We start from the raw sequence: 17,072 nt of genomic DNA on the forward strand, positions 1-17,072 counted from the left end.
ACCCTCTCTCAAAACCCTGCCCTACTGGGTGCCTTCTGCATACCAGGTCCGGAATCGGTCGTACTTGGGCATCTCCTCGGAGTTGGCCTTGGGATCGATGCACACATGCACCACACCGACTTTGCCACTGGCGTAGGCGCGCGCAATGGCGGGTCCGATCTCGTCTTCCTTCTCGACATATTCACCGTGGCAGCCGAACCCCTCGGCGATCTTGTCCATCCGGACGTCCTTGCTCCAGTGCACGCCGGGCTGCGGGGACGGCTGGGTGAACGTGCGCTTGTACACGCCGACCTCCAGGCCCCACTGGTGGTCGACGCCGACCACACAGACCAGAGGCAGGCCTTCACGCTGCGCGGTCTCCAGCTCGGCGATATGGAACAAGAACGCCGAGTCGCTGGTGAGCAGCATGACCGGCCGCTTGCGGCCCTCGGCGACCGAAGCGCCGATCGCATACGGCAGGCCGGTGCCGAGGTGGCCGAAGTTCTGATTCCAGATCACGTCGCGCGGCTTGGATTGCGAGTACGTCCAACCGAAGATCACGGTTGCACCGCCATCGCGCACCATGATGCCGTCGTCCAGTTCGTTGAACGCCTTGGTGGCTTCAACGATGTAGCGCGCGGGATGTATCGGCGAGCGGCCCGACGGCGCACTCGCGGCAAGTTGTGCGAGTTCTTCGGCGTCAGCCTTGACCAAGCGGTCCAGGTTGGCCGCCGGCGCGCGTGGGGTATCCCGGAGAGCCTCGACGAGTTGCGGTACGACACCGCGCAGATCGCCGACGAGCGGCACGTCGAACGTGCGGTTGACACCGATGGCGGTTGGGTCCTGCTCGACGTAGACCCATTTGCGGTTGGCGTCGTTTCCGGCCCAGTGCTGGGTCCGGCCGTAGTGCATGGGCTCACCGAGCTCGGTGCCCAGCGCGACACACAGGTCGGATTCCTCAACTGCCTCGTTGGCGGCTGGAGAGAACAGGTAGGGAAATGTCCGGTCCTCCAGTCCCGGGATGTACGACGTGCCTCCGGAGGTCTGGATCACCGGGCAGGCCATCAGGTCGGCCAGTTCCTTGACCGCAGCCTGGGTGCGTGACGTGTGAACGCCGTGTCCCACCAACAGGATTGGGCTTTTCGCCTCCCGGATCAGCCGTGCCGCCTCGGCGACCTCGGGCGCGCCGGCGCCCTGGTTGACCAGACGATAGGCGCTGGGCGGCAACGGATCCGGCACGTCGAGTTCCTCGAGCAGCACGTGCGCCGGGTACTCGATGTAGGACGGGCCCGGGGTGCCGGACATGGCTTTGCGGATGGCCTCGCGGACGATCTCATCGGTCTGGTCGGGGTACTCGATCGACGCGCTGTACTTCACCGACGGCGCGAAAAGTGGTTCCTGGCGGACGAACTGGATACGGCCGCGACGGACGCGGCGTTCGGTGATGCGGGCCCGCTGGCCACCGAGGAAGATCACCGGCGAGTTCTCCACCTTCGCGCATTGGATCGCCCCGGCGATGTTGGCCATGCCCGGGCCAAGAGTGCCGATGCACAGGCCCGGTCCGCCGGTCATGCGGGACACGGCCTCGGCCATGAACCCGGCGCTGAGCTCGTGGTGCGGCGCGACGACCGACCAGCCGCGGGCGTCGGCTTCGGCGAACATGTGCACGAAGTTGGGGTCCGGGATGCCGAACAGCGTGTTGACGCCCTCGGCCTCGAACAAGTCCAGGATGCGTTTGTAGACAGGGACACCCATTGATGAAACTCCTTTATCGGTAGCGTTTGGCTAGTGCTTTGCGGTGCGCGGTCGGCGAACCGAACAGGGAACGGTTGAGCGCGGCACGTTTGAGGTACACGTGAATGCCGCTCTCCCACGTGTATCCGATACCGCCGTGTAACTGCATGGCCTTGCCGACGACGTCGACCGCGGCGCCGCAGGCGTAGGCCTTGGCCATGGACGGTGTGCCGTCGAGATTCCCTCCGACGACGGCTTCCACTGCGGCGCTGACGAGTTGACGAGCGACTTTTGTCTGCACCAGCATGTCGGCGCACGCGTGTTTGACAGCCTGAAAGGAGCCGATCGGCTGGCCGAACTGGTGGCGCACCTTCGCGTAGGACACGGTGGCAGCGAGCATGGCTTCGGCGAGGCCGAGGCTGTCGGCTGCGATCGCGGTGGCTGCGCGGTCGTGGAGCTTTCGGACCTGCGCATCGGGATCGCCGTGAAACCGGAGGGTCTCTGAGGGCTTTACCGCAGACACCGCGGCCAGCCGGCGGGTCTCGTCGAGCACCGGCCGCGCGGTGATCGACGGATTGGTGACCGCGACGGAGCCATCCGCTACGACGAGGATGCAATCCGTGCCCTCGGCGTCGGGCACAAAGTCCAGCGATTCCAGCGCGACGGCCACCCTGACCGCGCCCGACGCGACCTCAGCCAGCAGCCTGTTGCGAATATCGCTGGGCTCCACGGCATTCAGTACAGCGACAGCGAGCACGGCGCTGCCCAGATAGCTGCTCGAAGTTGCGGCGCGACCCATCTCTTCGCAGATGACCGCGGTCTCGGCGAACGACGCGCCCGCGCCGCCGAACTCCTCGGGCACCTCGAGACCCGTCCAGCCGGCGTCCACGAGGGTCGGCCACTCGACGGTTCGATCCTTGGCGAGCAGCTCACCCGCCACCGATCGGAGTTCGGCGTGGAATTCCGCGAATTCACGTGTCGTCATCGCGGTAGCCCCAATCCGCGTTCGCCGATGATGCTGCGCTGGATCTCGCTGGACCCGCCCGGGATGGTCCACTCCCATGAGCCGATGAAGTCAAGCATCCACGCGCCGGATTCCCATCCGCTCGACATCGGCTTGGACAGCTGTGTGTGGCTCGCCAATCCGGTCGTTTCCACGGCGAAATCGGTCATGCGCTGCAGAAGTTCGCTGTAGAACAGCTTGACGATGGACGCGTCGGCAGGGCCGGCGACGCCGGCTTCGGTGTCTTCCACCAGTTTTCGGCACAGCCCCCGCAACCCGGTGAGCTCGATCTCGAATTGTGCGAGCCGGTCGGCTACCAGCGGATCGTCGGTCGGGCATTCCTCGACCAGCCACCTAAAGCCCGCGTTGCCGAGGCGCTCCGCGAGTTCCAGCATCGTCATACCGCGTTCGGCGCCCAGGGTTGCCTGGGCGACTTGCCATCCGGCGTTCTCCTCGCCGACGAGGTTGGCCGCCGGGATGGCGACATCGTTGAGGAAGATCTCGCAGAAGTGGGAGTCGCCGATCGCGTTGCGGATGGGCCGCACCTCGATGCCGGGCGTGGTCATATCGAGCAGGAAGTACGAAATGCCATGGCGCTTGGGCGCATCGGGGTCGGTCCGGGCGAGCAGCAGGCACCAGTCGGCGTGCATGCCGCCGCTGGCCCACAGTTTCTGGCCGTTGACCACGAAGGTGTCACCTTCGCGCCGGGCCGTGGTGCGCAGGCTGGCCAGGTCGGACCCTGCTTCGGGCTCGGAGAAGCCCTGCACCCAGATTTCACCGTCAAGGATCGCCGGCAGGTGCCGCCGACGCTGCTCCTCGGTGCCCGCCGCGAGCAATGTCGATGCGGCGTGGTGGATTCCGACGAACGCCAACACCAGCCGCGGCGCATCGTGCGCGGCCAATTCCTGGTACAGCACGATCTGATCGGCGACCGACATGCCGCCGCCCCACTCTTTGGGCCAGTGCGGCACCGCAAAGCCCGCACTGTGCAACTCGGCGAACCAGGCCTTCTGGACGGCGACGAATTCCTCATCCCCGGCGCCGGTTTGCGTCTGCCGCCAATTCTTCGGGATGTGCTCGGCACACCACTGACGCACGTGCTGCCGAAAGTCGCCTGTCATGCCGCCGCCCGGATCGCGGTGGCCCGCAACTGGTCCATCACCTCGGCGACGTCCACACCGTCATCGAACGACGGGGTGATCTGCGTGCCCGTTTTCAGCGCCTCGGCCACCTGGCTGAAGTATGTGGTCAATGCGGGATCGGGTCGACCCGGTGGGGCGAACTCAATCGTCTGCTGCTCCGCGTCGGGAAGTCGCACGTACAGCTTGGTATCGCCGACCAACTCGAGTGATCCGGCATCGCCCATCACCGTGACGCGCGGCGTGGTGTTCACCGCCGCTGCGAAGCCGGTGTCCTGCACGGCCGTTGCGCCATTCGCCATCACGAACCATGCCGAGTACGCGTCTTCTGCGGTGGCGCCGGGCAGGTCGATCCGCGCAACGCCGCCGCAGTCGACGATCTCGCTGTCGAACAGCCAGCGGGTGAAGTCGATGAGATGTGATCCGTAGGCGCCGATCCACCCGCCGCCGAGGTCGGCGTCGTTGATCCAGCTGGGTTTGCGCCCACGCAGACCGCTGCCGAACCACGTCCAGCTCATGTGGGTGAGGCCACCGATGGTGCCGGCGTCGACGAGCTGTTTGACCTTCGCCCAGGACTCCCGGCAGCGGAACTCGAAGTTGAGGACGTGCAGCACACCCGCGGCGCGGGCGCGGTCCCGCATGGCGACGGCCTCTTGGGCGTTTCGGCCGAATGGCTTGTCACATAACACAGCATGGCCGTGGTCGATGGCACTCATCACGTGGTGGAGGTGCAGGAACGGCGGGGAATGCACCGAGACCAGATCGACGCCCGACGCGAGCACCCGCTGCACCGCCACGTCATCTCGCGGGCTGACGACCTCGACGTCGAACCCCACGCTCTGATAGGCCGGCGCGGCCGCGTGTTTGCCGAAACCGGTCCCGATCACCGCGACCTTCACGCGAACAGTCCCGTCAGACCGCTTCGCCCGACGCGGCCAGTCAGCGCGTCACGCGTCGCCGACAACCCATAAGGAAGCCGTCGCAGCGGCTGGCTGTAGCGCGACAGCCACGACAGCGTGGTCTCATCGCAGAACCCGACGGCGCCGTGCAGCTGGTGGCACACCCGGAACACGACCTCGGCCGCCTCGATCGCCGACATCCGCAGCGCCAACGCATCATCGAGCGCTTCGGAACGGCCGCAGGCGATGCTCCACAGCGCGTACTTGGCCAGGATGTCGACGCCGCTGCGTTCCACTTCGGCGTCGGTGAGCTGGAACTGCACACCCTGGAACTGCGACAGCGGTTGGCCGAACTGCTTGCGCAGGCTCACATGGGCGACGGTGAGTTCGATTGCCCGGTCGAGCATTCCCAGCAGCGTCCACACCGGCAACACCAGGCCGAGCGCCACGTCACCGGCGCCGTTGTCGTCCACCGCCGACAGCGTCAGTTCCGTCACGAACGCCGGCCCGGCCGGACCCTGCCCGGTCACGGTGCTGCGGGCGCCCGTCAATGTGGTTGTCACCCAACGCAGATCCAGCCCCGCGACGGCTGCGCAGGGCCGGATGTCGGCGATGACGAGCAGCCCGTCGGCGTCGAGATCTACCGGCCGCGCCAGCCGCTCGGCCACCGGGTAGGGCAGCGCCCAGTATCCGGCGCTGCGGCACAGCGCGGCGGCCGCCTCGAGTTCGTCGGCGTCGGAACGGACGTCGAGCTCCCACGCGCCCAGCTCGGCCAGTTTCGGGCCGACCAACGACTCCCGCTCGTCGAGTTTGGCCTCGGCCTGCTGCACCAGCAGGTCACCGCCCGCGGCCTCGAATGCGCGAAGCGCCTGGCGGCCAAACTCTTTGGCGTCCTCGCCGAGGTCGAGAATCATGTCGCTCATTTCGCGCCCGCCAACATGGCACGCGACAGCAGGATGCGTTGCATCTCGATGCTGCCGGAAGAGACGGTCGACGCCTGGGAGTACCGCCAGTGGTCCTCGACCTCGCCCAGGAACCACTTGGCGCCGGGGTCGTCGTGCGAAACCTCCGCGGCGATCTCCATGAGGACCTCCGCGCTGTCCTGGTCCAGCTTGGTGACGGTGATGTGGTATGCGGCGGCATCACCCGGTTGGATGCGTCCGCTGCTCTGCAGCGACACCACGCGATAGGCCATCAGCCGCGCGCGGCGGCAGTGGGTGAGCATCCTTGTCCACCGGCCGCGCAACTCAGCGGGCAGTGACTCCCAGCGATCGCCGAGCACGCCGGGCGCGGCGGCGAGAAGCCGTTCGCAGCGGGCATATCTGGCGATGCCCACCCGCTCGAAAGACATCACGTCCTGCACGATCGACCAGCCGGCATCCACTGTGCCCAGCACGTCGTCGTCGGTCACCCGCAGATCGTCGAAGAACACCTCGTTGAGGTGATGCGGCCCCAGCATCGAGCGGATAGGACGCACCTGGATCGCCGGGTTGTCCATCGGGACAAGGAAGATCGTCAGACCCTGCTGCTTCTTTTCCCCTTTCGAGGTACGAGCCAACAGGAAGCACCACTGCGCCATGGTGGCGTACGACGTCCAGATCTTCTGGCCGCTGACCAGCCATCCGTCGCCGTCGCGGCGGGCGGCGGTGCGCAGCGACGCCAGATCAGAACCGGCCTCGGGCTCGGAAAAGCCTTGGCACCAGATGACTTCGCCGTTGGCGATCGGCGGCAGGTGCTTGCGCTGCTGCTCCTCGGTGCCGTGGCGCATGATGATGGGACCGACCCAGTTGACGCCCATGTACTGCGCGCCGCGCGGCTCGTGGTGCGCCCACATCTCCTCGCGCACCACCGTCTGCTCCCACACCGAAGCGTTGCCGCCGCCAAATTCCTTCGGCCAGGCCATGCAGAGCAGATTGCGTTCGGCGAGCAACCGGCAGAACCGCTGCGCCACCTCGAGGTCGGCCGGGTCGTCGGTGAATGCGCCCAGAAAGTGCTCGGGTACATGGGCTTTGATGAGCTGACGCAGCTGTCGCCGCAGCGCATCGGCCTCGGGTCCCATATCGAAGTCCATGCTCACCCCGCTTCCGCATCGGCCAGGCCGAGCTGTTCGAGCACGTCGGCGGTGTCGGCGCCGAGTTCGGGTGCCGGACCATGCACCCGGCCGGGCGTACGCGAAAACCAGGTCGGCACACCGGGAAAGCGCACTTTGCCGTGGGGCGTGTCGATCGTCTCGAAAAGACCCACCGCGTTGAGGTGCTCGTTGTCGAAAAGAGCGTCTGGTGTGCTGATCGCCGCCGCGGGTATCTCCAGCTTCCGGAACAGCGCCAGCCATTCGGCGGTGGTGCGTTCCTTGAGGGTCTGCGCGACCAGCCCGTAGACGGTGTCGATCTGGCTCGCGCGCAGCTCGAGCGTCGCGAATCGATCGCTGCTCCACGTCGGCTGCACGGCCTCGATGAAGGCGTTCCAGTGCTTGTCGTTGTAGATCAGGGCGGCGATGTAGCCGTCGCTGGTGGCGTATGGGCGGCGGTTGGGCGCCACGGTACGCGGGTAGACGGCTGGGCCGAGGGGTGGGTCGAACATGGCGCCGTTGGCATGTTCGACGAGCATGAACGATGCCATCGTCTCGAACATGCTGACCTCCACCTCCTGCCCCTCGCCGGTGCGCTCACGGTGGAACAGCGCCATCATCGTGGCGTAGAGCGCGGTGAGCCCGGCGACCTTGTCGGCCATGATGGTGCCGACATACGTTGCCTCACCGGTGAGTTGCTCCTGGACGGCCGGCAGCCCGCACTCGGCCTGGATGGTGTCGTCGTAGGCGGGCAAATCACGATCGGGTCCGCGCCGGCCGTAGCCGTAGCAGTTGGTGTAGACGATCGCCGGATTGATCTCGGCCACTTCTTCGTAGTCGAACCCCAACTTGGCGATCGCCTTGGCGCGCATCGAATGGATGAACACATCCGCGTCCGCGATGAGCGCGCGCAACGCCGTCCGTCCGGCCTCCGAGCGAAGATCGAGAACGACGCTTCGCTTGCCGCGGTTCACGTTCACGAAGACGCCGCTCATGCCCGGCGCGGGACCGACGGAGATGTAGCGGGTGTTGTCCCCTTCGGGCGGTTCGACTTTGATCACGTCGGCGCCCATGTCGGCCATGATCTGGGTGCAGTACGGCCCCATCACCATCGCGGTGAGGTCGATGACGCGCACGCCCGCCAACGGCCCGCTGCTACCCATGGTGTGCCCCTTGCTGACTCATTGCGAAGCTGTAGCCGATGTGGTCGCTGTGGCCGCTGGGCACAACAGGGAAGATGACGGGACTGCTCGCGTCGCGGATGGCGTCGATCTCTTCGGCGATCCCCTCGACGGTCCACGACGGGCGATACACGCCTGGCGTCTCGGCGATGACGGCGCGGGCCACCCGCCCGGCGATCGCGACAAAGATTTCGCCTGTCACCGAACAGGATTCGTGTGCCAGCCAACCCACTGCGGGCGCCACCAGCTCCGGCCCCATCGGCGGGTAGGCCGACGTGTCAAGGCCCTCGGCCATTCTCGTCACCGCACCGGGAACGATGACGTTGCACGTCACGCCTTCGGCGGCACCTTCGAGCGCGGCCACGTTGGACAAGCCGATGATGCCCGCCTTGGCGGCGGCGTAGTTGGCCACACCGTGGTTGCCGTACAGCCCGCCGATTGATGAGGTCAACACGATGCGGCCGTACCCGGCGCGGCACATGTGCGGGAACGCCGAGCGCACCACGTGAAAGGCGCCCCGCAGGTGCACGTCGAGCACGGCGTCGAAGTCGTCAAAGGTCATGTCCTTCAATGACCCTCGCCGCACATTCCCGGCGTTGTGGATGAGCACGTCGATGCGACCGTAGTTGTCGAGCGCTGACTCGATGATGGCCTGACCGCCCGCCGGCGTCGCCACCGATGCGGTGCACGCCACGGCGTCCCCGCCGGCCGCCTTGATTTCGGCGACCACGTCTTCGGCGGGCCCCGCGTCGGTGCCCGTTCCCGACAGGTTGACGCCGGGATCGTTGACGACGACCTTCGCCCCGCGCGCCGCCAGCAGCAGCGCATATTGGCGGCCCAACCCCCGACCGCCGCCGGTGATGACAGCGACCCGGCCGTCGAATCTCAGGTCAGCCATCGCCACCCCCGCGATTTGGGCGTGAAAACCAGCGCTCACCGCTGGTAATCACGCCCAAATCGCCGCTACGTGCGCAGGACCAGGCCATCCAAGTCGCCTTTGTCGCGCCACTGTTTCAGCAGCTCGCCGAACGCGTAGAAACCCGGGCCGTAGGGCTCGCCGAGGTGCGAACGGATGCCCTCACCACCGCCGCCGCCCTCGTTGTTGTAGTACCCGGGCGTGCACTGCGCGTCGAACGCCGAATTGTCGATCGCCGTCTCGCGGATCGTCCTGCACCACTCGTCCTGCGCCTCTTGGCTGGGCTCGACGACCGTGGCGCCGCGCTTCAGCGCCTCGGCGATGATGTAAGCAATGTGCTCGCCCTGCAGCTCGTAATTGGCGGCGATGTTGGCCGAGATGCCGACCTGGGTGAAACCGGTGAAGAACTGGTTCGGGAACCCGCGGCTGGTCATGCCGTGCAGTGTCTTGTAGCCGTCGCGCCAATAGTCATAGAGCGACAAGCCATCTCGACCCTCGATCGCGTCGATGGAATAGCGCCTGCTGATCTCGGTGGTGATCTCGAACCCGCTGGCGTAGATGATGCAATCCACCTCGTACTCGACGCCGTTGGCGACGAGCCCCTTTTCGGTGGCGCGCTCCACGCCCTTCGACGCCGACACGTCGACCAACGTGACGTTGGGCCGGTTGAAGGTCTGCAGATACTCGTCGTTGGAACAAGGCCGCTTGCACAGGAACCGGTAGTACGGCTTGAGCGCCTCGGCCGTTTCCGGATCATCGACGAGCTCGTCGACCCGGCGGCGCAGCCGCTCCATGACTTTGTAATCCTCTTCCTCGCGGATCGCCATGAACTGTTCCGGCGTCATCGAGCCCGGATCCTCGAGGGCCATCACCCGCGCCGCCGTGTTGCGGCCGAGTTCGGTCCAGAAGTCACACACCAGATCCGGCTGGCCCAGCGCCATCCCTTCGAACGTCCAGGCGTGGAAGTTGCGCTGACGCTCCTTCTGCCAGCCGGGCTGCAGCGTCTTCACCCACTCGGGGTCAGTCGGCGCGTTGTTGCGCACGTCGACCGACGACGGGGTGCGCTGAAACACGTACAGGTGCTTGGCATCCCGGCCCAGATAGGGCACCAGCTGCACACCGGTCGCGCCGGTGCCCACCAGGGCTACACGCTTGTCGGCCAGCTTGTGCAGCCCGCCGGTGGTGTCACCGCCGGTGTACTCGTAATCCCACCGCGACGAGTGGAAGCTGTGGCCCTTGAAATCCTTGATGCCGGGAATGCCGGGCAGTTTCGGACGGTGGAACGGCCCCGAGCCGAGCACCACGAAGCGGGCGCGAATGTCGTCACCGCGATTGGTGCTGATGCGCCAACGCGCAAGCTCGTCGTCCCAGTGCATGTCGCGAACCTGGGTAGAAAAGATTGCAGCGTCGTAGAGACCGAAGTGCTTACCGATGTTGCGGCAGTGCTCGTAAATCTCGGCGCCGTCGGCGAACTTTTTCGTGGGCATGTAGCCGAGCTCTTCGAGCAGCGGTATGTAGCAATAGGATTCGTTGTCACACTGAATCCCGGGGTAGCGGTTCCAGTACCAGACACCGCCGAAGTCCCCGCCCAGCTCCATGATGCGCACATCGTCGACGCCCGCCTTCTTCAGGTGCACCGCCGACAGCAGGCCCGCGAAGCCGCCACCCAGGACCGCGACGTCGATGTCCTCGACAATCGGATCGCGCGGCGTCACCGGTGTATGCGGGTCAACCTCGTAGTACCCGGCGAAGTCGTCCTCGAGCTCGACATACTGCTTGCTGCCCTCTGGGCGCAGCCGCTTGGCGCGTTCGGCCGCATAGCGTTCCCGCAACGCGTCGATATCGATGTCGTCCGGCGTTTCGGTCGGGCCACATTCGTTGATGGTCAAGGTGTCTCGCTCCTTCTAGAGTTCGCGGGGTTCGCCGGTACCCATGTACTTCGACAGTTGGTAGTGCAGATTGACGGTGCTGCGTTCGCGGTACGGGTTGGGCTTGGTGCCCGGAAAACCTGCCGACTTCATGCCCTGCTGGACGGCGGCCATGTTGGAGAAGTCCTGCGGCAGCACCGACAACCAATTTGGGCTCTCCTTCGGCGTGTACTCCCACTGTGTCTGTGGCTCTTGGCCTTTCGGGTACAGCTCGAACGTCGCGACCTCGAAGATGCACTTGTTAGGGTCGTAGCTCGGGTGCGGCTTGGCGCTGTAGCACAATGCGGTCATCAGGCCCTGACCGATCTGGAAGTTCGGGAAGATCTGCCACGCCGTGCCGGCCTGGCCGAGGATGTCGGCCGGGATCGTGGGCCAGATGACGCCGCGCGCTTCGTCATCGCGCCGGGCCGAGGCCATCCAGTGCTCCAGCACCTTGTCGGGAGGCGTGCCCTCGGGCAACTCGTCGACCAACCTCTTCGCCGCATTCACCAGCGTCTCGGTGGTGGTCGCATTGGTCTGCTCCCAGGTGTACATCTGCATCTCCGCGGTGGAGACCCGCGGATCGTCGCCGGTGCCCAGCCGGATCTTGGACTTGGTGGCTTCCAAGTCCTTTGGCGCGTCGTAGCCGATGTTGCTGTGCTTGCCCTGCGCCTTGGCCCAGCCCTTGAATTCGCCGAACTTGTTGAACTCCGGATGCGTGGTGAACACGTGGTAGGTCTCGTTGAACGCCTCCAGCGCGACCTTCCAGTTGCAGTCGAAGTACAACCATTTGCGCCACTTGTAGCGCATGTTCTCCAGACCGAACGGATCGAGGATCTTCGCGGCGGGGAACAGGTAGTCGGCCAGCGGCTCGCAGTCGGGGTCCATGTTGATCCACAGCCAGCCGCCCCAGGTGTCGACCTTGACGGGCGCGAGGTGAGTGTTTTGCGGGGTGAGTGCACCCTTCCAGTCGTCCTGCTCCCGGATGTGAGTGCAGGCGCCGTCCAAACCGTATGTCCAACCGTGGAATCCGCACACGAATGACTTGCGGGCGCGGCCGACGGCGTTCTTGGCGCCCTCGGGCGTGTCGATCAGCCGGCGGCCCCGGTGCATGCAGACGTTGTGGTGGGCTTTGAACTCGTTTACGCCGGTGCGCACCACGATGATCGAGTCGTCGAGGATGTCGTAGGTGAGGTAACTGCCGATTTCGGGAAGCTCCTCGACGCGGCCGACCTGCTGCCACACCTTGCGCCACAGCTTGTCGCGTTCAGCCCGGGCATAGTCCTCGGAGATGTAGGCGTCGACGCCGATCGTCATCGGCTCCGAAAGTTCCTCTGCGGCTTGGATTTCGGTGTCGGTCATCAGAACTCCTTGATCGCAGCGCGGAAGGTTTCGTCTTTGAGGAACAGCGAGGTGTTGTCGGCGCCGAGATGGCTCCACTTGAGGTTGAGCCCGCCGTCGACGAGCAGCGTCTGACCGGTGATGTAGCTGGACAGGTCCGACAGCAGGAACAGGATCGGCCCAGCCTGCTCCGCGGGCCGTCCGCGCCGGCCCATGGCGATGGCCTGACGGTCGCGCGCGGGGTCGTCGTCGACGTAGGTGGCCGACGCCGCCGTCTCGGTGACGCCCGGCGCGACGGCGTTGACGCGGATGTTGTCGACGGCCAGTTCGACGGCCATCGTGCGGGTCATGGCGACCACCGCCGCCTTGGCGGTGCCGTAGGCGATGTGGAACGGCGCAGTGTTCATCCCGCTGATCGACGACAGTGAGACGATCGACCCCGGGTTGCCCTGCGCGCGGAGCTCCGCGGCGACGGCCTGGCTCATGAAGAACGCCGTCTCCAGGTTGTGGGTGAACAGCTCGCGCCAATCAGCGCGGGTCACCCGCGTCGACGGCATCCACGTCGACGGGTCGGCGCCACCGGCGATGTTCACCAGCCCGTACAGCTCACCGTCGGTGCGGCGGACCTTGTCGATGACGGCGGCAATGCCCTCGTCGGTCGACGCGTCGGCGGCCACCGTGACGATCGAGAGCCCCTTGTCGATGAGCGGGCCGACGTGCTGGTCGAGGTTGTCCTGGCTGCGACTCACCGCGACGACAGTGGCCCCCGCGGTGGCTGCCAACTCCGTCGTCGTGGTGCCGATGCCGCCGCCACCGGCGCCCGACACCACCACGATGCGGTCGTCCAGCCTGAGGAGATCGTCCATCGGTCCGCTATTTGTCCGGACAACATACGGTGCTCTGCATATTGCAGAACACTATTCCGCAGCAGTTATCGGCTCGTCAAGGCCGCTCTTAGGCAAATCTCTCCCTATTGTCTGGACTAAATGAGCTTGATAACGTCCGAGGTCATGACGACGTCAACGCAGGACGCGCGCTACATCGCGACAAACCCCACGGTTGCCGACGGATGGCGGCTCGACCGGGTCACCGCGCCTAGTCGGCTGTTCGGTGCCAACGGTCTGCGGGCCGGGCCCGACGGCCGCGTGTACGTGGCCCAGGTGACCGGCAGCCAGATCAGCGCGCTCGACCTCGCCACCGGAGCGCTCGACACGGTCAGCGCCAAGGGCGGCGACATCATCGCGCCCGACGACGTCGCCTTCGACCCCGACGGCAATCTGTACGCGACGGAGGTGATGGACGGCCGCGTGAGCGTGCTGGGTGCCGACGGACGCACCCGCGTGCTGCGCGACGATCTGCCGTGCGCCAACGGCATCACCATCCACCAGGGCCGGCTGTTCGTCAACGAATGCCGTGAGGGTGGGCGGCTGATGGAACTCGATCGCAACGGCGGCGAGCCGCGGATCCTGCTGGAGAACCTGCCGTCACCGAACGCGATGGAGGTCGGCCCGGACGGGCTGCTGTACTACCCGCTGATGACGGCGAACGAGATCTGGCGTATTGACCCGAACGGCGGTGAGCCGCAACGCGTTGCGGGTGACCTCGGTGTGCCCGATGCGGTGAGGTTCGATGCCGACGGCAACATCGTGTCCACGCAGGTGGCCAGCGGGCAGGTGCTGCGCATAGACCCGCGCAGCGGCGAACAGACGCTGCTGGCGCAGCTCACTCCCGGGCTGGACAACCTGACCTTCGTCGGCGACCGTCTGTTCGTCTCGAATTTCACCGGCGAGATCACCGAGATCCTCGGCGGCGGCGAGACCCGCACGCTGCTGCCGGGGGGCCTGAACTGGCCACTGGATCTGGCGTTCGGCGACAACGGCCGGCTCTACGTCGCCGACGGCACCTACTTCTATGTCGTCGGCGAAGGCGGCGGCCTGCAGACGGTCGGAATGCTTTTCACCCCGGGCTATCCCGGGTTCCTGCGCGGCCTCGCGCCGTCGGGACCGGGCGAATTCGTGGTAACGACGTCGGGCGGCCAGGTCACCCGATACCGTTACGCCGCCGGCGAAAGTGAGGTGCTGGCAGACGGATTCGACCAGCTGTATGGCGTGGCGATCGGCGCGCCGGGCATCGTGTTCTCCGAGCTCGGCACCGGCCGGGTGCTGTCGCTGAGGTCGGGCGATGTCGAGGTGTTGGCGTCGGAGCTTCGGGAGCCGGTGGGCGTGGCTTTTGACCCGCAGGGCGCGCCCCTGGTCGCCGAGTCCGGCGCCGGGCGCGTGGTGCGATTGACGGGAGGCGGCGTGGAGGCCGTCGTCGACAATCTGGTACGCCCGCAAGGCCTTCTGGTGGTCGGCAGTCAGCTCTACATCGTCGACGCCGGCGCGAAGTCCGTCGTCGTCGTCGATCTGAACACCGGCACGCGACAGACTCTCGCGTCCGGGTTGCCGGTCGGTCCCCCGCCGGGCGTGAAACCCAAGCCGCTCAAGGGCATGCCGCCGTTCTCCGGGCCGCAGGGCCCGTTCGCGGGCATCACCATGGGACCCGATGGAGCGCTGTACGTTTCGGCCGACGGCGACGGCAGCGTGCTCGCGTTGCGCCGGACGGACAGATGACGATCACCCCGGCTGAGCATCGCTACCTGCAGGTGGCGCGCACGCTGCGCAAGGAGATCGTGGACGGCGTGTACCCGGTCGGCTCGCAGCTGCCCACCGAGCACGAACTGTGTGAGCGGTTCGAGGTGAGCCGCTACACGATTCGCGAGGCGCTGCGGCGGCTGCGCGACGACAACCTCGTCGCGTCACGCCCCCGGGCGGGCACGCTGGTCGTGCCCCGGCCTACGTCGAATTCGTATGCGCAGGATGTAATGTCGATCAACGACCTGCTCGCCTTCGCCACCGGCGCGCGATTCGAGATCGAGTCCAATGCGATGGTGACGATCGACGACGAACTGGCCGCGCGCACCGGCCTCGCAGTCGGTTCGCAGTGGCTGGCTGTGCGCGGCTACCGGCGGGCCGACGAGAGCGCCGCCCCCCTGTGCCGGACGGAGTACTACATCAACCGCGCGTTCGCTGCCGTCGGGCGGCTGCTGCACCGACATTCCGGTCCGATCTTCCCGCTCATCGAGGACCTGTTCGGCGTCAGCATCATCGAAGTGCACCAGCAGATCTCGGCGGTGTTGATCACCGACGAGCTGGCCGACGCGCTCCAGGTCGAGGCGGGCAGTGCCGCATTGGAGATGCAGCGCACGTACACCACCTCGGACGGCGACGTCGCCCAGGTGACGGTGAACACGCATCCGTCGTCGCGCTATCGGCATTCGATGACGATGCGCCGGGTCAAGGGCTAGCACCGTGCGAGTCGACGAGCAGCGCGCGACCGACGCCTACCGGCGCGGCCTGTGGGTGCACACAACGCTCGCCGACGCGTTGCGTGACGCCGCACAGTCCACGCCGGAGCGAACAGTCGTGGTCGACGACGATATTCGGCTCTCGTGCCGGGACCTTCACGAGCAGGCCCGGTCGTTGGCGCAGACCATGCTGGATCGGATGCCGCCCGCAAGCGTGGTTTCGTTCATGCTGCCGAACTGGCACGAGGCGGCGGTCATCTATCTCGCGGCGACGCTGGCCGGAATGGTGATCAACCCGATCCTGCCGTCACTGCGGGATCGGGAACTCGAGTTCAACCTGTCGGACGCAGACGTGCGAATGGTCTTCGTCCCATCGACATTCGGCAATCACGACTACGCGGAGATGCTGGACCGCGTCACCGCCGCGATGGCCTCTCCACCAGAGGTGGTGGTGCTGCGAGGCGCCCATGGCCGTCACACGCCGTATGCCTCGTTGTTGGCGGCAAAGGGGACGGCCGCGCTGCCGGTGTTGGAGCCCGATGCGGTGCGCATGCTGCTCTACACCTCGGGTACAACGGGCAGGCCGAAAGGTGTCCTGCACACCCATAATTCGATTCATGCACTGATCGCGCAGATCGGCGAGCGCTGGCGGGTTTCGGCAGGCGACAAATTCCTGGTGCCCTCCCCCATCGCCCACATCGGTGGGTCGATCTACGCCTTCGAATGCCCGCTGCTGCTGGGCACCACAGCGGTGTTGATGGAGCGCTGGAATCCGGACGCCGCTGTCGAGCTGATGACCGCCGAACGCTGCACGCACATGGCCGGTGCCACACCGTTTCTCGAGGGCCTGCTGGTCGCGGCCGAGCGTGCCGGCACCCGTTTGCCGGATCTGAAGGTGTTCATCTGCGGCGGGGCATCGGTGTCGCCGTCGCTGATCCGCAGGGCCGCAGCGTATTTCGACGCCACCGTCGTCACTCGTGTCTACGGCTCGACCGAGGTACCAGTCACGACGGTTGGCTCGTTTGACGACGTCGACCATGCCGCAGACACCGACGGGCGCCCCGGCATCGCCGACGTCAGGCTCGTCGACGGCGAGATCTGCGCACGCGGCCCGCAGATGCTGGTCGGCTACCTACACACTGACGACGAGACCGGATCGTTTGACGCCGACGGGTATTTCCGCACCGGCGACCTCGGACGCTGGGTCGACGACGGCTATCTGGTGGTCACCGGCCGAGCCAAGGACATCATCATCCGCAACGGGGAGAACATCTCGCCCAAGGAGATCGAGGACATCCTCATCGCGCACCCCGCGATCGCGGAGATCGCCGTGGTGGGTGTCCCTGACAAGCGCACCGGTGAGCGCGCGTGCGCCGTCATCGTGCCGGCCGATGAACGCGCACCCGACGTGGCCGACCTACGCGACCTGCTGATCAGCGAGGGCCTCGCCAAGTTCAAGATCCCTGAGCAGGTTGTTATTTGGGATGCGTTGCCGAAGAACGACGCAGGCAAAGTGCTCAAGCATCAGATCCGTGCGGTGCTGACGAAGGGATAGTCAA

The 17,072-nt window shown here is 66.2% G+C and carries 14 protein-coding genes; 3 read left to right on the forward strand and 11 right to left on the reverse strand.

What is annotated here, in order from left to right:
* Positions 1–21 precede the first annotated feature (21 nt).
* The 11 genes from CWS39_RS13140 to CWS39_RS13190 all read right to left on the reverse strand — a co-directional run bounded on the left by CWS39_RS13140 (position 22) and on the right by CWS39_RS13190 (position 13,033).
* The gene (locus CWS39_RS13140) at positions 22–1,734 is read right to left on the reverse strand and encodes a thiamine pyrophosphate-binding protein (RefSeq protein WP_102143351.1); all 1,713 of its coding nucleotides are present in this window, start codon (positions 1,732–1,734) and stop codon (positions 22–24) included.
* A 13-nt stretch (positions 1,735–1,747) separates the two neighbouring features.
* Entirely contained in the window at positions 1,748–2,698 is a 951-nt protein-coding gene (locus tag CWS39_RS13145; protein ID WP_102143352.1) for an acyl-CoA dehydrogenase family protein, read from the reverse strand.
* A complete protein-coding gene (locus CWS39_RS13150) occupies positions 2,695–3,837 on the reverse strand; it encodes an acyl-CoA dehydrogenase family protein (RefSeq protein ID WP_102143353.1) in 1,143 nt (380 codons plus the stop codon). The genes CWS39_RS13145 and CWS39_RS13150 overlap by 4 nt, the downstream gene beginning before the upstream one ends.
* Positions 3,834–4,754 carry a Gfo/Idh/MocA family protein gene (locus CWS39_RS13155; protein WP_102143354.1) on the reverse strand — a complete coding sequence of 307 codons (921 nt, stop codon included), beginning with the start codon at positions 4,752–4,754 and terminating at the stop codon, positions 3,834–3,836. The genes CWS39_RS13150 and CWS39_RS13155 overlap by 4 nt, the downstream gene beginning before the upstream one ends.
* Positions 4,751–5,668, reverse strand: coding sequence for an acyl-CoA dehydrogenase family protein (locus CWS39_RS13160; RefSeq protein WP_102143403.1), 918 nt, complete (start codon positions 5,666–5,668; stop codon positions 4,751–4,753). Before CWS39_RS13160 ends, CWS39_RS13155 begins: the two co-directional genes overlap by 4 nt.
* Before the next feature lie 5 nt (positions 5,669–5,673).
* Positions 5,674–6,825, reverse strand: a complete 1,152-nt coding sequence (locus tag CWS39_RS13165; RefSeq protein WP_102143355.1) for an acyl-CoA dehydrogenase family protein — start codon at positions 6,823–6,825, stop codon at positions 5,674–5,676.
* A 2-nt stretch (positions 6,826–6,827) separates the two neighbouring features.
* Positions 6,828–7,985 carry a CaiB/BaiF CoA transferase family protein gene (locus CWS39_RS13170; RefSeq protein ID WP_102143356.1) on the reverse strand — a complete coding sequence of 386 codons (1,158 nt, stop codon included), beginning with the start codon at positions 7,983–7,985 and terminating at the stop codon, positions 6,828–6,830.
* Positions 7,978–8,901, reverse strand: coding sequence for an SDR family NAD(P)-dependent oxidoreductase (locus CWS39_RS13175; RefSeq protein ID WP_102143404.1), 924 nt, complete (start codon positions 8,899–8,901; stop codon positions 7,978–7,980). Before CWS39_RS13175 ends, CWS39_RS13170 begins: the two co-directional genes overlap by 8 nt.
* Positions 8,902–8,966: 65 nt before the next feature.
* Complete coding sequence (locus tag CWS39_RS13180; RefSeq protein WP_102143357.1) at positions 8,967–10,808, reverse strand: flavin-containing monooxygenase; 1,842 nt, start codon at positions 10,806–10,808, stop codon at positions 8,967–8,969.
* Between the two features lie 15 nt (positions 10,809–10,823).
* Positions 10,824–12,188, reverse strand: a complete 1,365-nt coding sequence (locus tag CWS39_RS13185; RefSeq protein WP_102143358.1) for an aromatic ring-hydroxylating oxygenase subunit alpha — start codon at positions 12,186–12,188, stop codon at positions 10,824–10,826.
* Complete coding sequence (locus CWS39_RS13190) at positions 12,188–13,033, reverse strand: SDR family NAD(P)-dependent oxidoreductase (RefSeq protein WP_102143359.1); 846 nt, start codon at positions 13,031–13,033, stop codon at positions 12,188–12,190. Before CWS39_RS13190 ends, CWS39_RS13185 begins: the two co-directional genes overlap by 1 nt.
* Before the next feature lie 144 nt (positions 13,034–13,177).
* Between CWS39_RS13190 and CWS39_RS13195 the strand changes: the two genes are divergently transcribed.
* Genes CWS39_RS13195 through CWS39_RS13205 form a run of 3 tightly spaced genes read left to right on the forward strand, consistent with a single transcriptional unit; the run spans position 13,178 to position 17,068 of the window.
* Complete coding sequence (locus tag CWS39_RS13195) at positions 13,178–14,779, forward strand: Vgb family protein (protein WP_102143360.1); 1,602 nt, start codon at positions 13,178–13,180, stop codon at positions 14,777–14,779.
* Positions 14,776–15,513, forward strand: a complete 738-nt coding sequence (locus tag CWS39_RS13200; RefSeq protein ID WP_102143361.1) for a GntR family transcriptional regulator — start codon at positions 14,776–14,778, stop codon at positions 15,511–15,513. Before CWS39_RS13195 ends, CWS39_RS13200 begins: the two co-directional genes overlap by 4 nt.
* A 4-nt stretch (positions 15,514–15,517) precedes the next feature.
* Positions 15,518–17,068, forward strand: a complete 1,551-nt coding sequence (locus CWS39_RS13205) for an AMP-binding protein (RefSeq protein ID WP_102143362.1) — start codon at positions 15,518–15,520, stop codon at positions 17,066–17,068.
* Positions 17,069–17,072 lie beyond the last annotated feature (4 nt).

It is taken from the genome of Mycobacterium hubeiense, assembly GCF_002838065.1.
GTDB classification, from domain to species: Bacteria; Actinomycetota; Actinomycetes; order Mycobacteriales; family Mycobacteriaceae; genus Mycobacterium; species Mycobacterium hubeiense.

Excerpts from the sequence above, each read along its gene's own strand:
- CWS39_RS13140 (WP_102143351.1), bottom strand. The coding sequence starts at position 1,734 with ATGGGTGTCCCTGTCTACAAACGCATCCTGGACTTGTTCGAGGCCGAG.
- CWS39_RS13145 (WP_102143352.1), bottom strand. The coding sequence starts at position 2,698 with ATGACGACACGTGAATTCGCGGAATTCCACGCCGAACTCCGATCGGTG.
- CWS39_RS13150 (WP_102143353.1), bottom strand. The coding sequence starts at position 3,837 with ATGACAGGCGACTTTCGGCAGCACGTGCGTCAGTGGTGTGCCGAGCAC.
- CWS39_RS13160 (WP_102143403.1), bottom strand. The coding sequence starts at position 5,668 with ATGATTCTCGACCTCGGCGAGGACGCCAAAGAGTTTGGCCGCCAGGCG.
- CWS39_RS13165 (WP_102143355.1), bottom strand. The coding sequence starts at position 6,825 with ATGGACTTCGATATGGGACCCGAGGCCGATGCGCTGCGGCGACAGCTG.
- CWS39_RS13170 (WP_102143356.1), bottom strand. The coding sequence starts at position 7,985 with ATGGGTAGCAGCGGGCCGTTGGCGGGCGTGCGCGTCATCGACCTCACC.
- CWS39_RS13175 (WP_102143404.1), bottom strand. The coding sequence starts at position 8,901 with ATGGCTGACCTGAGATTCGACGGCCGGGTCGCTGTCATCACCGGCGGC.
- CWS39_RS13185 (WP_102143358.1), bottom strand. The coding sequence starts at position 12,188 with ATGACCGACACCGAAATCCAAGCCGCAGAGGAACTTTCGGAGCCGATG.
- CWS39_RS13190 (WP_102143359.1), bottom strand. The coding sequence starts at position 13,033 with ATGGACGATCTCCTCAGGCTGGACGACCGCATCGTGGTGGTGTCGGGC.
- CWS39_RS13195 (WP_102143360.1), top strand. The coding sequence starts at position 13,178 with ATGACGACGTCAACGCAGGACGCGCGCTACATCGCGACAAACCCCACG.
- CWS39_RS13200 (WP_102143361.1), top strand. The coding sequence starts at position 14,776 with ATGACGATCACCCCGGCTGAGCATCGCTACCTGCAGGTGGCGCGCACG.